This is a genomic window from Planktothrix prolifica NIVA-CYA 540 (genome assembly GCF_963864145.1).
In the GTDB taxonomy this organism is placed as follows: Bacteria; Cyanobacteriota; Cyanobacteriia; order Cyanobacteriales; family Microcoleaceae; genus Planktothrix; species Planktothrix agardhii.
In genome coordinates, this window is record NZ_CAWLTW010000001.1 from 2,069,717 (window position 1) to 2,082,227 (window position 12,511).

At 37.8% G+C, this 12,511-nt stretch carries 15 protein-coding genes; 3 read left to right on the plus strand and 12 right to left on the minus strand.

Annotated features, from left to right (window positions below; all coding sequences use genetic code 11):
- Positions 1–248: 248 nt before the first annotated feature.
- Positions 249–1,469: an HhoA/HhoB/HtrA family serine endopeptidase gene (locus AC559H_RS09580; RefSeq protein ID WP_051319531.1), complete on the minus strand. Its 1,221-nt coding sequence runs from the start codon at positions 1,467–1,469 to the stop codon at positions 249–251.
- Positions 1,470–1,705: 236 nt separating this feature from the next.
- Positions 1,706–2,140, minus strand: a complete 435-nt coding sequence (locus tag AC559H_RS09585; RefSeq protein WP_026789014.1) for an Hsp20/alpha crystallin family protein — start codon at positions 2,138–2,140, stop codon at positions 1,706–1,708.
- A 344-nt stretch (positions 2,141–2,484) separates the two neighbouring features.
- On the opposite strand from AC559H_RS09585, the gene AC559H_RS09590 reads away from it, so the two are divergent.
- On the plus strand, positions 2,485–4,347 hold the full coding sequence (locus tag AC559H_RS09590) for a chloride channel protein (protein WP_026789013.1): 1,863 nt from the start codon (positions 2,485–2,487) through the stop codon (positions 4,345–4,347).
- A gap of 70 nt (positions 4,348–4,417) precedes the next feature.
- Here the strand turns inward: AC559H_RS09590 and serS are convergent, their stop codons facing one another.
- The 3 genes from serS to AC559H_RS09605 form a co-directional block, all read right to left on the minus strand.
- On the minus strand, positions 4,418–5,695 hold the full coding sequence (serS, locus tag AC559H_RS09595; protein WP_026789012.1) for a serine--tRNA ligase: 1,278 nt from the start codon (positions 5,693–5,695) through the stop codon (positions 4,418–4,420).
- A gap of 109 nt (positions 5,696–5,804) precedes the next feature.
- Entirely contained in the window at positions 5,805–7,184 is a 1,380-nt protein-coding gene (locus tag AC559H_RS09600; protein WP_051340001.1) for a WD40 repeat domain-containing protein, read from the minus strand.
- Positions 7,185–7,235: 51 nt separating this feature from the next.
- On the minus strand, positions 7,236–7,781 hold the full coding sequence (locus AC559H_RS09605; protein ID WP_043937987.1) for a ferric reductase-like transmembrane domain-containing protein: 546 nt from the start codon (positions 7,779–7,781) through the stop codon (positions 7,236–7,238).
- A 145-nt stretch (positions 7,782–7,926) separates the two neighbouring features.
- Here AC559H_RS09605 and AC559H_RS09610 point away from each other — a divergent pair, with 145 nt between their 5' ends.
- Together AC559H_RS09610 and AC559H_RS09615 are read left to right on the plus strand one after the other, a co-directional pair.
- Positions 7,927–8,610: a response regulator transcription factor gene (locus AC559H_RS09610; protein WP_026794423.1), complete on the plus strand. Its 684-nt coding sequence runs from the start codon at positions 7,927–7,929 to the stop codon at positions 8,608–8,610.
- Complete coding sequence (locus tag AC559H_RS09615; protein WP_027250246.1) at positions 8,607–10,088, plus strand: ATP-binding protein; 1,482 nt, start codon at positions 8,607–8,609, stop codon at positions 10,086–10,088. Before AC559H_RS09610 ends, AC559H_RS09615 begins: the two co-directional genes overlap by 4 nt.
- Before the next feature lie 48 nt (positions 10,089–10,136).
- On the opposite strand, the gene AC559H_RS09620 is transcribed toward AC559H_RS09615, so the two are convergent.
- The 7 genes from AC559H_RS09620 to AC559H_RS09650 all read right to left on the minus strand — a co-directional run bounded on the left by AC559H_RS09620 (position 10,137) and on the right by AC559H_RS09650 (position 12,353).
- Positions 10,137–10,352 carry a hypothetical protein gene (locus AC559H_RS09620; protein WP_036831817.1) on the minus strand — a complete coding sequence of 72 codons (216 nt, stop codon included), beginning with the start codon at positions 10,350–10,352 and terminating at the stop codon, positions 10,137–10,139.
- On the minus strand, positions 10,349–10,642 hold the full coding sequence (locus AC559H_RS09625) for a nucleotidyltransferase family protein (RefSeq protein WP_026789007.1): 294 nt from the start codon (positions 10,640–10,642) through the stop codon (positions 10,349–10,351). The genes AC559H_RS09620 and AC559H_RS09625 overlap by 4 nt, the downstream gene beginning before the upstream one ends.
- 272 nt (positions 10,643–10,914) lie before the next feature.
- A complete protein-coding gene (locus AC559H_RS09630; RefSeq protein WP_026794425.1) occupies positions 10,915–11,166 on the minus strand; it encodes a ribbon-helix-helix domain-containing protein in 252 nt (83 codons plus the stop codon).
- Positions 11,167–11,318: 152 nt separating this feature from the next.
- A complete protein-coding gene (locus tag AC559H_RS09635) occupies positions 11,319–11,561 on the minus strand; it encodes a type II toxin-antitoxin system HicA family toxin (RefSeq protein ID WP_026794426.1) in 243 nt (80 codons plus the stop codon).
- The gene (locus AC559H_RS09640; RefSeq protein ID WP_026794427.1) at positions 11,558–11,767 is read right to left on the minus strand and encodes a hypothetical protein; all 210 of its coding nucleotides are present in this window, start codon (positions 11,765–11,767) and stop codon (positions 11,558–11,560) included. The genes AC559H_RS09635 and AC559H_RS09640 overlap by 4 nt, the downstream gene beginning before the upstream one ends.
- 126 nt (positions 11,768–11,893) lie before the next feature.
- On the minus strand, positions 11,894–12,127 hold the full coding sequence (locus AC559H_RS09645) for a type II toxin-antitoxin system VapC family toxin (protein WP_202806300.1): 234 nt from the start codon (positions 12,125–12,127) through the stop codon (positions 11,894–11,896).
- Complete coding sequence (locus AC559H_RS09650; protein ID WP_026794428.1) at positions 12,120–12,353, minus strand: hypothetical protein; 234 nt, start codon at positions 12,351–12,353, stop codon at positions 12,120–12,122. The genes AC559H_RS09645 and AC559H_RS09650 overlap by 8 nt, the downstream gene beginning before the upstream one ends.
- Between the last annotated feature and the right edge of the window lie 158 nt (positions 12,354–12,511).

A 12,511-nucleotide genomic window follows, 5' to 3' on the forward strand; every position in this document is an offset into this window, starting at 1 on the left:
TATCTTATGCTAATTTTACATGATTATTAGACATTTTTTGATTTGTCTCTGTTAATAACCTCAATATTTGCTTTTACATCTATCCGATGAGATATCTTTGTTGCCAAATATTCCCTAAATTGATTATAATAGGGACACTGGATTTTCTGATTAAAAAATATTTTAAAGTTTTCTCCTGATAAATGCACCCTTCCTTCAACTTCATTCAGAAAGAGTGCATTTTTTTTGTTAGAGAAAAACCACAACGCTTAACGCAAAGCGGCTTCATCCAGTTGACTCGGACGCACTGAAATTTGTTCGGTTTTTTGTCCACGATGGACAGTAATTTTTAGAGGTTGACCAATTTTGCTTTTTTCCACTAAACGCTGCAATTGGTCAGCACTAATAATTGCTTGTCCATCAATTTCCGTAATCACATCACCCCTGCGTAAACCCGCATTTGCAGAGGGACTATTGGGAATAATTTGTACCACTAATACCCCATTAAATTCAGGAATTAACATTAAGGAATTAGGATCATTATTCAGTTGTTTTGCCATATCCGCCGTTAAGGTTGCCATGCGAATGCCAATATAGGGATGGGCAATTTTTTCTCCTCTAACTAAAGCGGCTTCAACGGTTTTAGCCGCATCAATAGGAATAGCAAAACCAATCCCTTGACCATCGGCCCGAATTGCGGTATTAATTCCAATTACTTCCCCCTGAGCATTTAATAACGGCCCCCCAGAATTACCTGGATTAATTGCGGCATCGGTTTGAATAAAATCTAATCGTTTATCAGGAATTCCAACTTGAGAACTGGGACGATTTAAGGTACTAACAATTCCCAGGGTAACGGTATTATCTAATCCTAAAGGATTTCCTACAGCAATCGCCCAATCTCCGACTTGAACTTCACTAGAATTTCCTAAAGGAGCAACGGGTAAATTATTACCATTAATTTTAATCACGGCTAAATCTGAGGGGTCATCACTGCCTCTAACTTCTCCTTGAAATTGACGACCATCTTTGAGGGTAACGGTAACTTTATCGACTCCTTTAATAACGTGGGAATTAGTTAAAATAATCCCACTACTATCAACAATAAATCCCGAACCTTGTCCCCGTTGTTGATATTCTTGGGGAGTTTGGGGCATTCCTTCCCCAAAGAAACGGCGGAAAAAGGGGTCATCAAAAAAAGGATCGGAAATATTAGCAGAAACCGTGCGTTCTGTGTCAATTCTAACTACGGCTGGCCCGACTTTATTCACCGCAACCGAAACAAAATTTCCGAAGGAATTTGGGTTAGAAATGGCGGTAACTGTTGGAGGTTGAGTTTGGGTTAGGATAGGTTCAGCTTGGGCAGAAGTTATCAAAAAATGCGGAAAAATCTGGAGACTGATTAAGGTTAAAACTACACTCAAAACTGCAACTAAAAGATAACTAATAATGGAATTAATAGCAACGGTTTTTGGCTGTATTTTCTCCATAGATTCATCCTCAATTATCTCATTTTCATCATTAGGCTGAGATTCTGATTCGTTAATACTCAAAGCAACTATCCTCAATTTTAACATAAAAATCAATAAGAAGAAAAGCGGAAATATTGTCATAAATCCGCCTTCCTCTTTTTTAATTATAGTCGAAATTTCCTAAAAATTTGACTATAATCAATACTATTTTTGTTTAGCCTACCTTGAGCAAAGGTTGATACAATTGCTAATCCCTAACCAACGGTTATTTTAACGACTTTATTTTTTTCTGCTTCCGCTTTGGGCAAGGTTAAGCTGAAAATCCCGTTTTTATATTCAGCCTGAACTTGAGTGTTTTGAATCCGATTAGGAAGCGGAATCACTCGGCGGAATTTTCCATAACGGAATTCACTGCGACTGACGCCTTTTTCTTCCGTATGGTTGGTTGATTTACGTTCTCCAGTAATCGCAACACCATCAAGACTGACTTGGACATCCAAATCCTCTGGATTCATCCCAGGAACTTCTAGTTTCAGGATAATCGCTTCCGGGGTTTCTTCGAGTTCAGCCGGAGGAAAGAGGGACATCGCCAGTTTTTCCGAAGGAAAGGCCAAACTATCAAACAGACGATTCATTTCTCGTTGTAGAGAATCAATTTCTTGGAAAGGTTGCCAACTTACTAACTGCATAATCGTTACCTCGATTGACAAATTATTTGATACAATATTTATATAGGCTTGACCACAGCCTTGATGATTCTAAGGATAGTAAATCGGCCGCCGGAATCAATTCGGTTTTAACGAATAAAAACGGGAAATAGCCGTACTTAAGAGAAAGATTAGAAACCCAGGATGGGTAATCAGTAGCAGGCGGGATACAGTGGTGTATTTTTTTCTGTGTATAGTCTTGGGAATTTAATCTATAAACCTCAAGTATCTGTTCTTTATCAATGAGTACGTTATTGAAGTTTTAATGCTTCCCAAGGTTAGAACTTGTTTTAAATTTTATAAAGATTATTCGTGAATTAATCCTAATGACAACCACTCTGCCCAACAATCAGGGCATTCTGCCGCAGCAACCTGAACTCCCCTCAGTTTCTGACCGCCTAACCAGTTTATTAAACCGTTTACAACCGCCCCCACAAATATTAATTTTAATCTTTGCCCTTGTAATTGGCGGGGGGACGGGATTAGTAATGGTAATGTTTCACGGATTAGTGGAACTATTACAACGGTTAACCCTGGAAGATTTCATGGGATTAATGATGCCATTTGGTCTATGGACATTGGCATTAATTCCACCGATTGGGGGTCTAATTGTGGGGTTAATTCGCTATCGTTATCAAGAGTTTTTTGGTGAGGGAATTTCTTCTTTAATTAATACTCAAAGAATCCAAATTATTTCTCCTTTTAGACCATTTATTAAACTTTTGGCCGCCGCCATTTCTTTAGGTACGGGTGCTTCTTTGGGCCCCGAAGGGCCGAGTGTAGAAATTGGGGCGAATTTAGGAGCAATTTTAGGTCAAAATTTTCAAGTTTCTAAAGAGCGCTATCGTCTATTATTAGGAGCCGGAGCCGCCGCCGGATTAGCTGCTGGATTTAATGCTCCTATTGCTGGGGTTTTCTTTGCTTTAGAAGTAATTTTAGGTTCAAGTTTTGCGGCTTCAGGTGTGGGTTTAGTCCTCTTATCATCGGTGGTCTCTTCTGTAGTTGCCCGAATTGTTTTTGGTGACCATCCGGCATTTTCTCCGCCCGTTTATGAGGTTCGTAGCAATTGGGAATTATTACTTTATTTAGGATTAGGCTGTTTAGCTAGTTTTGTTTCCTTAGCCTATACCCAAGCGATTAAATTTTCCCAACGTTGTTTTCGAGGAGAAGTTCCGGCTTTCTTCTGTTTAACCAAAATTCCTCGCACCTTACACCCGATGTTGGGTGGATTATTTGTCGGAATTGTAGCCATTCAATTTCCCCATATTCTCGGCCCGGGTTATGGCACAATTCAAGCCCTATTACAAGAGGGGCAGTTTTCCTTGGCTTTATTAATGATTTTATTAGTGCTGAAAATTCTTGCCACTTCTGTTAGTTTGGGCAGTGGATTAGTGGGGGGAATTTTTGCTCCGGCGATGTTTATTGGGGCGACATTAGGAGCAACCTATGGGCAAGCCGTAGGGGGATTAGTACACCCTTTTTTACCGGATATTGCACCCCCGGCCGCCTATGCCATGGTGGGAATGGCGGCGGTATTAGCGTCGAGTGTGCGAGCACCATTAACGGCGATTTTATTATTATTTGAAATGACTCAAAATTATCTAATTATTTTACCGTTAATGGCGGCGGTGGGGGTAAGTGTTTTAATTGTGGATGTGGTGCAATCTAATCAATCGACTTCTGGATTAAATTTACAACAAATGGGGGTTTATTTAGAACGACCCAATGAATTAGAAATCTTACAAACTATTAGAATTTCTGAAGTGATGGGTCAATCCTATTTAACCCTTCCCTGTTCCATGCCTATTTTAGAGGCAGGTGCGGTGATGGTACAACTGAATTGTCATACAGCTTTAATCTTAGATGAAACCTCTCAATTAGCCGGATTAGTAACGGTTACAGATATCCGTCGTTCCATTTTTCAGGCTACAAACCCCGATTCTTCTTTAGCTTTGGGACAGCAAATATTAAAGGAAATTTGCACAACAGAAATCCTCTGCGCCTATGAAGATGAACCAGTTCAGGTCGCCTTAGAACGGATGGCCGCAAGAGATTTACCCCAATTACCCGTTGTTACCCGTGAACATCCGCGTCAACTGGTTGGCATTATTGAAAAAGAACAAATTGCTTTAGCTTGTAATATTGCTGTTACCAAAGATGCCTTACAACCCTATTTACCAAACTCGTAGTAAACTCGTAGTAACCCCTTCAGGGGTTAGAGGGATTAAAGATAGAGAGCCCTGAAGGGCTCACTACGAATTAGAGAATTTCCCGTCTTAAATAGGGTTGTAAAACATCAGGAATACGGATGGTTTCATCGGGTTGTTGATAATTTTCTAAAATCGCGGCCATAGTTCGACCAACGGCTAACCCGGAACCATTTAAAGCATGAATATATTGTGTACCTTTCTTGCCCGCTTCTTTAAACCGAATATTAGCCCGTCTAGCTTGAAAATCCCTAACATTGGAACAGCTAGAAATCTCTCGATAGGTTCCGGCCGAAGGCAACCATACCTCAATATCATAACATTTTGCCGCCGAAAATCCTAAATCTCCTGTACATAATTCTATCACCCGATAAGGTAATTTTAACGCCTGTAAAACCCCTTCTGCATCTTGAACTAATTTCTCATGTTCTGCTTCTGAACTATCAGGATGAACCAGTTTTACCATTTCCACTTTATTAAATTGATGTAACCGAATTAACCCCCTAGTATCCCGACCATAACTTCCCGCTTCTCGACGAAAACAAGGGGTATAAGAACAGTGATAAATCGGTAATTGTTCCGCTTCTAAAATCTCATCTCGATACAAATTCATCACTGATACTTCCGATGTCGGAATTAACCATAAATCATCAGCATCACATTTGAAACTTTCTTCCGCAAATTTAGGCAATTGTCCCGTTGCTGTTAAGGAGGTACTATTAACTAATAAGGGCGGTATTACCTCAATATAACCGTTATTTGTATGGCGGTCTAACATAAACTGAATTAACGCCCTTTCTAAAGCTGCACCCGCCCCTTTTAACGCTACAAATCGCGCTTGAGCAACTTTAACCGCCCGTTTAAATTCCAATATATTCAGTTTTTCCCCAATATCCGCATGATGTAAAATATTAGGATTTGTAGGAATATATTCATCTCCCCAACGTCTAATTTCTACATTTTCCCGTTCATCTTTTCCCACAGGAGTTGATTCACTGGGTAAATTGGGAATTGGTAATAATAATTGAGTGATTTGAGCATCAATTTCTTTCTCTTTTGGCTCCAATTCACTTAACTTAATTTTAAGTTGTTGACCTTCCTCTCTTAACGCTTTAACTTCTTCGCCTTTGGGGTCACATCCTGATTTAATTTTCTCCCCAACTAATTTACCAATATCATTACTCCGGGTTTGTAATACAACTCGTTCTTGTTCCAGTTGGCGACGTTGTTCATCTAAGGTTAAAATAGGTTGCAAATCATACTCGCCCCGCAAATTTAGGCGTGCTTGCACTGTGGCTGAATTTTCCCGAATTAATTTGATATCTAACACGGCATTTCCTTTAATATTGCTCGATTTTTGATTATTGGTTCATCTTTATAGTTTACTGCATTTAGGGAACATCAAACAAAAGGAAACCGAAAAATTATAGATTTACACACTATTTCCACCCCTCCCAAGGACTAACTTCCAGGGTTCCAGAGGGAGATAACACCACTCGAAATTGAGCATCATATTGAGATTGAGATTTAGTATCAGGTTGAAAAATAGGGGCGGTTTTTTGCATCTCCCGAACTGCTGCTGAGTTAAATGGTTGATACTCGATAATTTTTCCTTGTTCGTTTAAAGTAACTTGATAAATTAATGAATCCTTAATCATCAAATTTGTTTGCCAACGTTGATCAATTATAGCATATAGTTGTTGATTTAAGCGTTGAATTAATTCTGGTTTTGTGATCATTACAGGTGCTTTTTTAATTCGAGTTTTAGCAGCAGCATAAATCGGGTTTTTAGGGGTCTTCATTGACCAAAACTTAATAGTTTCATCTCCACTTCCACTAACTAAAATTGTACCTTCAGAATTAAATACCAATGACCAGACTGGATTTTTATGTTCCGATAAATTGTTTAACAATTCCCCAGTATTGGGATTCCATAAATTAATTGTTTTATCATAACTTCCACTCGCTAAGATATCCCCTTTGGGATTAAAAACAACAGACAAAACGGCGGCGGAATGATGATTTAATGTTCTTAAAACCTTCCCGGTTTTAAACTGCCATAATTTCACCGTATGGTCAGCACTTCCACTGGCTAAGGTCTTACCATTGGGACTAAATGCTAGGGATTGAACCGCCCCAGAATGCTGCATTAAAATATAGTTTCCCTCGTCAATTAAAGACAAAATTGTGATATTGCCATTTTCGCTTCCGGCTGCTAAGGTATGACTATCGGGACTAAAAGCAAGAGATTTCACCCAATCGTGATTTTCCAGGGTTTTAATCAGTTTACCATTAGACAAATTCCACAGACAAATTGTTTTATCTGTACTCCCAGAAGCCAACAATTTTCCGTCGGGACTAATAGCAATTTTTTTAATATCATCGGTATGACCTTTAAGGGTATTAATTAGTTGACCTGTTTTCAGATTCCAGAGTTTAATTTCATTATCCCAACTCGCACTAATAACTAAATTACCATCAGGACTAATAGCCAAAGATTCAATCGCATCAACGTGAGCATTTAAGGTTTTTTGTAATTTACCTGTTTCCGTATCCCAAATTTTTATTAAACCGCCATAATCTCCACTCACTAATGTTTTCCCATCGGGAGTCATTGCGATCGCATAAATCCATCCTGAATCATCTTTTAAGGTTTGCATAGATGGCAAAGATAAACTAGATTTAAGACGCGGTAATGTGGCGTTTAATCCTGATATTTTTTTGGTCAAAGCAACCCCTGTAACCATTACAGTTGTCACCAATAAAATTGTGGGAATTTTCCAATTAATTTGTTTAACAAACATTTGATCTGACTCCATTAATAATAAATAAAAAAACCGGGTTTCTAATCGTTTTCTCTGGAATAGAAATCAAGACTTTTGTAGAAACCCGGTTTTTGAGGTTTGCTGAACAATCCATTTACGATAGAGAAATAAAACAATAATCATCAACATTGCCATCATTCCAATCGGAGTTAAATATGTCCAATGGTGAGCCATAATTGCCCAAATATGCCAAGTTAATAAAAACATCGCTAAATAGGTTAACTGTTGTAATTTCTTCCAATTCTTCTTGAGTTTTTTCATACTCCAATTATTAGAAGTAATCGCCAATAAAGTAAAAATAGTCAACGTTGAAACACCTTGAAAATAGAACCAATAGGTTTTAATATCCCACAAATCAAAATTTCTTTGTTTAAAATAAATATAAGCATGACCGACAGCCAAACAAAAGGATAAAAGACCAATCCAACGCCGATATTTCAACAACCATTTAGGAATCCCGCTTTTTGTTGTGGCTGGAAAAACAATTCTTAAAGTTGTCGGAAGTAACGTTAAAATATAAGCTCCAACGGCTAAAAATCCTAATAAAGCCGCAAAGGAAACCGGATTAAATTCAAGTTGAAACAGTTGCATGGCTTAATTCCCTAATCCTTGATGTTTTTATTAAGCCAAACTATGATTACCGCTTTTCACTCCCTTAGATTACAAATTTGTAATATTATAAAACCATTAATCAAACTATTATTAAGGAAGCTCTCATCAAATTCTCATTAAAATTATGAATGTTCTATTGATTGAAGATCAACCCAAAATCGCCAACTTTGTACAAATGGGTCTAAAAGAACAAGGATTTGTCGTCAACTATTACGACAACGGCGATGACGGGTATTTACAAGCGATGAACAACGAATATGATGTCATTGTTCTCGATATTATGATCCCCGGAAAAGATGGATTATCTATTCTCAAAAGTCTCCGCAAAGCCGGACGCAATATTCCTGTGATTTTACTCACCGCCCGCAATGAATTAGAAGACCGACTCGAAGGACTTAATTTAGGTGCAGATGACTATATTTCTAAACCTTTTTTTGTCGAAGAATTAATCGCTCGTATCCATGCTGTCGTCCGTCGGAATATCGGTGAACGTCAAAATATTATTGCTTATGGGTCGCTCAAATTAGATAGAATTACCAGAGAAGTTACCTGTAATCAACAAATTATTGAACTCACAACCCGGGAATTTAACTTGTTAGAATATTTAATGCGATCGCCCGGACGAGTATTAACCCGCACCCAAATATTAGAACACATTTGGGGTTATGATTTTAACCCAAATACAAATGTTGTAGATGTCTGTATTCAACGGATTAGAAAAAAGATTGATGGTATTGGTGGAAATGATTGTATTGAAAGTGTACGCGGTGTCGGTTATCGCTTTCGTAAACCAGAGTCAGAATCATGAAAAAACCATCTTTTCGAGTTCGTATTGCCCTATTATCAGCAACCATTACCGGAGCTTCTTTAATCGCTTTTAGTTTTGTATTTTGGTGGTTGATTTATAATGCTTATTCAGGCCGTTTAGACGCAGAACTAAAAAATAAATTATTACAAACCAACCATCTCCAAGAGCAACCCTCATTAGAAGTTTATGAAACTCAATTAACCCGTGATTTTAAGGATACCGCAATCAAAATTTGGGTACTTGATAGAGACGGTTATACCCGATATCAGTCAATTAATGGGTCAGACCTCAACCTTCAGGTTTCTAATTTTCCCGATTTTCCCCATCCCCCTCGTCCTCCCCATCCTCCCGATTTTCCCAATGATTTTGGTTTTCCCGATGATTTGGGTTTTCCCCATCCTCCTCGTCCCCCCCGCAACCCTTTACCTCCCATTCCTCCTCAACTCAAAATCATCACCCGACGCTCTCCTACGGGGTTGTGGCGTGTTGGTTTAGTCAGCTTTCCCGATCAAAAAGTGGCGATCGCTGTTAATTTGAGTATTATTGATCAGGAAATGGCATCGGTTCGCAATGGTTTTTTAGTCTCGATTCCTATTTTATTATTACTGATTGCTGGAGGTTCCTGGGCATTATCCGGTAGTGCATTACATTCGATTCAAAAATTAACAAATATTATTCAACAAGTCACCGCTAGAGGACTAGATCAACGGATTCCTCTTAATACAACAGATATTGAATTTGTAGAGTTAATTCAAGTCTTTAATCAAATGTTAGAACGCTTAGAACGTAGTTTCAAACAAGCGTCTCGCTTCAGTGGAGATGCCGCCCATGAACTTAAAACTCCCCTAGCAATTCTTCAAGGAGAATTAGAACAAATGTTACAAAAAGCTGAAACAGAATCATCTGCACAACAAGCATTAAGTCATCTACTAGATGAAGTTAGACGCCTAGGAGGAACCACCCGCAAGCTATTATTATTATCCCTAGCAGATGCTGGACAAATGCGGATATATCAAACCCAGGTGAATTTATATCCTGTGTTATTAGACATGATGGAAGATATAGAATTATTAGCTCCCGATTTAATCATTAAAACTGAAATTGATCCCGAATTAATTGTCTTAGGAGATCAGGATTTATTAACCCAGGTTGTCCAAAATTTAATTAGTAATGCCATTAAATATAATCTCCCGGAAGGTTGGATCAAAATTCAAAGTTATCAACGAGGAAAAAAAGTTATAATTAATATTAGTAACGCCTCTAAAGATATTCCGCTTAAAGATCGAGATCGCCTCTTTGATCGCTTTTATCGGGGTGATCCGGCTCGAACTCGCCAAATAGAAGGAATCGGATTAGGATTAAGTTTAGCACGGGAAATCGCCCACGCCCATCAAGGAGATCTGACCTTAGATCCGCCTCAATTTGGTCAAACTTCCTTCACTTTTACCCTTCCCCGTTTCCTTGATTCTATCACTTAAGGCATGAAAAGCAACGATTAAACGATTGAAATCTAGCAATTAATTAAATTAACTCGACTCGATAATTCTCGACAACCCACAAGCGATATAGAAACAGGGTTTCTGCATAAATTTATTGTTTCCCACCGACAATCTTTCAGAGAAACCCGGTTTCTGTAAAGATTCATTCATAAAACTATCTTTGCCATTTTCTGTATAGTCTTTGATGCGATCAATACATTCCAAAATATGCTTGATATAGACGATATCTCGTTCTCGATTCATAATATTTTTGCCTCTTTTAAAACTTTTTCTCTAATTAAAGGACTCAAACCTTTGTCTGTGACAATATCAATTTTACATTTGAGTAAATCTTGTAAATCCATCAATAATCCTCCGGGAAACCAAGGAGAAATTTTAGATAAATCATAATCGATTAAAAAGTCGATATCACTATTTTCGGTTTCTTCTCCTCTAGCGACTGAGCCAAAAATCCGCACGTTAAAGGCTCCATGTTTGGCCGCAATTTCTACGATTGCCTCTCGGTTTTTCTGTAAATGTTGTTTGAGTTTCATTTTTGAGATCTGTTGAGTAGTCGATTTTATTGGTAGTTTAATTCAGCACAATTATAGCATATTTTTAGGTTGATATTGATTAAGGTTAACTGGAAATTGTACTTTTTCTCTTATAAATGGGTGGGGTTAAGGGTGCGATCGCTTCAATTCAAAAACCAACTCAAGGCAGTTATGTTAACATTAGTATGTTGATTATTAGCAATGCGATAGACATAGCGATCGCCTCCTGACTATACTATAATAATAAACAGGATTAAATGGCTGATAACCCGTTAAGAAATTGGGACTTGGTGAATTAATTGATTTCTTCTATTCTCCCACCATTCATCCGTAATTTCGATAGATGTTCCACTCTCTAATCCTGCTATTAATAATTGCTCTAATCGCTCTTGTTCCACTTGCTTTTGTGCTTGCATAATTAAACTACAAATATAGTCATTGGGACTGGGATAACCCTGTTGATTTGCTTGCTCCTGAATAAAGTGATTCATTGATTCGGGAATAGAAAGATTTAAGTTGGTCATAAGTTTTAATCGAGGATAATATTCTCTATTATATCATAGGTTAGATGAAAGGCGCGATCGCTTCAATTCATAAACAAAATCAAGGCAGTTATATTAACATCAGTATGTTGATAATAGGGACTTTTACCAGTATCAAGACTATACTTAATTGATTACTCAAATAATAGACTGATTAATTCTTCTCGCTCTAACTTTAAGTGATTAGCCACATTTTTTAAAATTGCATTCAATGTACCCACTTTTAAAGGATTATGAGCCGGAATGGTAATGTGATGTTCCCCCTGTTCTTGTGTAGTTAATCGAATATGGCTCCCGGTTTGATGGCTAACTTCATAACCCAACCTTCTGAGGGCTTTTACTAAATCTTGACCTGATACATCTCTGGGTAATTTCATAAAGCAATTACCTCTTGCTGAACAATATGCAGTCGGATGATCTTAGGACGTAATGTTTCATCAATAAAATGACAGTGAACAGCATCTTTTATTTCTTGTTTTAAGCTTTCTAAATCATCAGCTTGGGTAATAATTGATTCCCCTAATGCTTGGGCAATATACCCCCCTTCAACATCAGATTCTACTAAGAAAATGATTTCCGTCATGGCTTAAATAACCTTTAGGTACAAGATAATCGCAGTTTCCTTTATTCTATCACTCAAGGCATGATCTAGTTTTTTAGTAATGCTCGAAATCCGGCTTGCTGGAAATGAGTATCAGCAGTTAGAGCATCAGTAATTCCTCGATTCCGCATGACGATAAATGACAGACAATCTACTAAACCCCATTCTGTATTTAGATTTAGAAAGTGCATTACCAATTTCTAGTAAAATAGCTTGAGTGGTGACTAAACGGGCTTGACTAGCTTGCAGTTGATGAGCCAATTGAACAGCCCGTGCATGATTTTGATCTGTAATTGAAGAAAGCGCGATGGCAAAGGAAGTATCTAAAAAAACTTCATTCATGATCAGAAACAGTTTCCCCATATAAATACTGATCAATTTTCTCAGACCAATCTGGATTGCCTTGTAGCTGTAAGGACTGAGCGGTTTCAAGAAATGTTTTAGGGGGCTGTTTTTGGGGTAATATTGTTTCAACAATAATTTTAACCCTTGTACCGACATCTAGGTTTAAGGGAGATTCCAGTTGCAGGGATTTACCATCAAATATGGCATTGATTTCTTGAATCATAATGATTAAAATCCTCTCAAGCAAGTTTTTTGATGATTTAGATTAATCCCATCATAGCATTTTAATTCCTGGGCAATATACCCCCCTTCAACATCAGGTTCTACTAGGAAAATGATTTCCGTCATGGCTTAAATAACCTTTAGGTATAGGATGATCGC

Coding starts and splice junctions, on each gene's coding strand:
- AC559H_RS09580 (WP_051319531.1), bottom strand. CDS start 1,469: ATGGAGAAAATACAGCCAAAAACCGTTGCTATTAATTCCATTATTAGT.
- AC559H_RS09585 (WP_026789014.1), bottom strand. CDS start 2,140: ATGCAGTTAGTAAGTTGGCAACCTTTCCAAGAAATTGATTCTCTACAA.
- AC559H_RS09590 (WP_026789013.1), top strand. CDS start 2,485: ATGACAACCACTCTGCCCAACAATCAGGGCATTCTGCCGCAGCAACCT.
- AC559H_RS09600 (WP_051340001.1), bottom strand. CDS start 7,184: ATGGAGTCAGATCAAATGTTTGTTAAACAAATTAATTGGAAAATTCCC.
- AC559H_RS09605 (WP_043937987.1), bottom strand. CDS start 7,781: ATGCAACTGTTTCAACTTGAATTTAATCCGGTTTCCTTTGCGGCTTTA.
- AC559H_RS09610 (WP_026794423.1), top strand. CDS start 7,927: ATGAATGTTCTATTGATTGAAGATCAACCCAAAATCGCCAACTTTGTA.
- AC559H_RS09615 (WP_027250246.1), top strand. CDS start 8,607: ATGAAAAAACCATCTTTTCGAGTTCGTATTGCCCTATTATCAGCAACC.
- AC559H_RS09620 (WP_036831817.1), bottom strand. CDS start 10,352: ATGAATCGAGAACGAGATATCGTCTATATCAAGCATATTTTGGAATGT.
- AC559H_RS09625 (WP_026789007.1), bottom strand. CDS start 10,642: ATGAAACTCAAACAACATTTACAGAAAAACCGAGAGGCAATCGTAGAA.
- AC559H_RS09630 (WP_026794425.1), bottom strand. CDS start 11,166: ATGACCAACTTAAATCTTTCTATTCCCGAATCAATGAATCACTTTATT.
- AC559H_RS09635 (WP_026794426.1), bottom strand. CDS start 11,561: ATGAAATTACCCAGAGATGTATCAGGTCAAGATTTAGTAAAAGCCCTC.
- AC559H_RS09640 (WP_026794427.1), bottom strand. CDS start 11,767: ATGACGGAAATCATTTTCTTAGTAGAATCTGATGTTGAAGGGGGGTAT.
- AC559H_RS09645 (WP_202806300.1), bottom strand. CDS start 12,127: ATGAATGAAGTTTTTTTAGATACTTCCTTTGCCATCGCGCTTTCTTCA.
- AC559H_RS09650 (WP_026794428.1), bottom strand. CDS start 12,353: ATGATTCAAGAAATCAATGCCATATTTGATGGTAAATCCCTGCAACTG.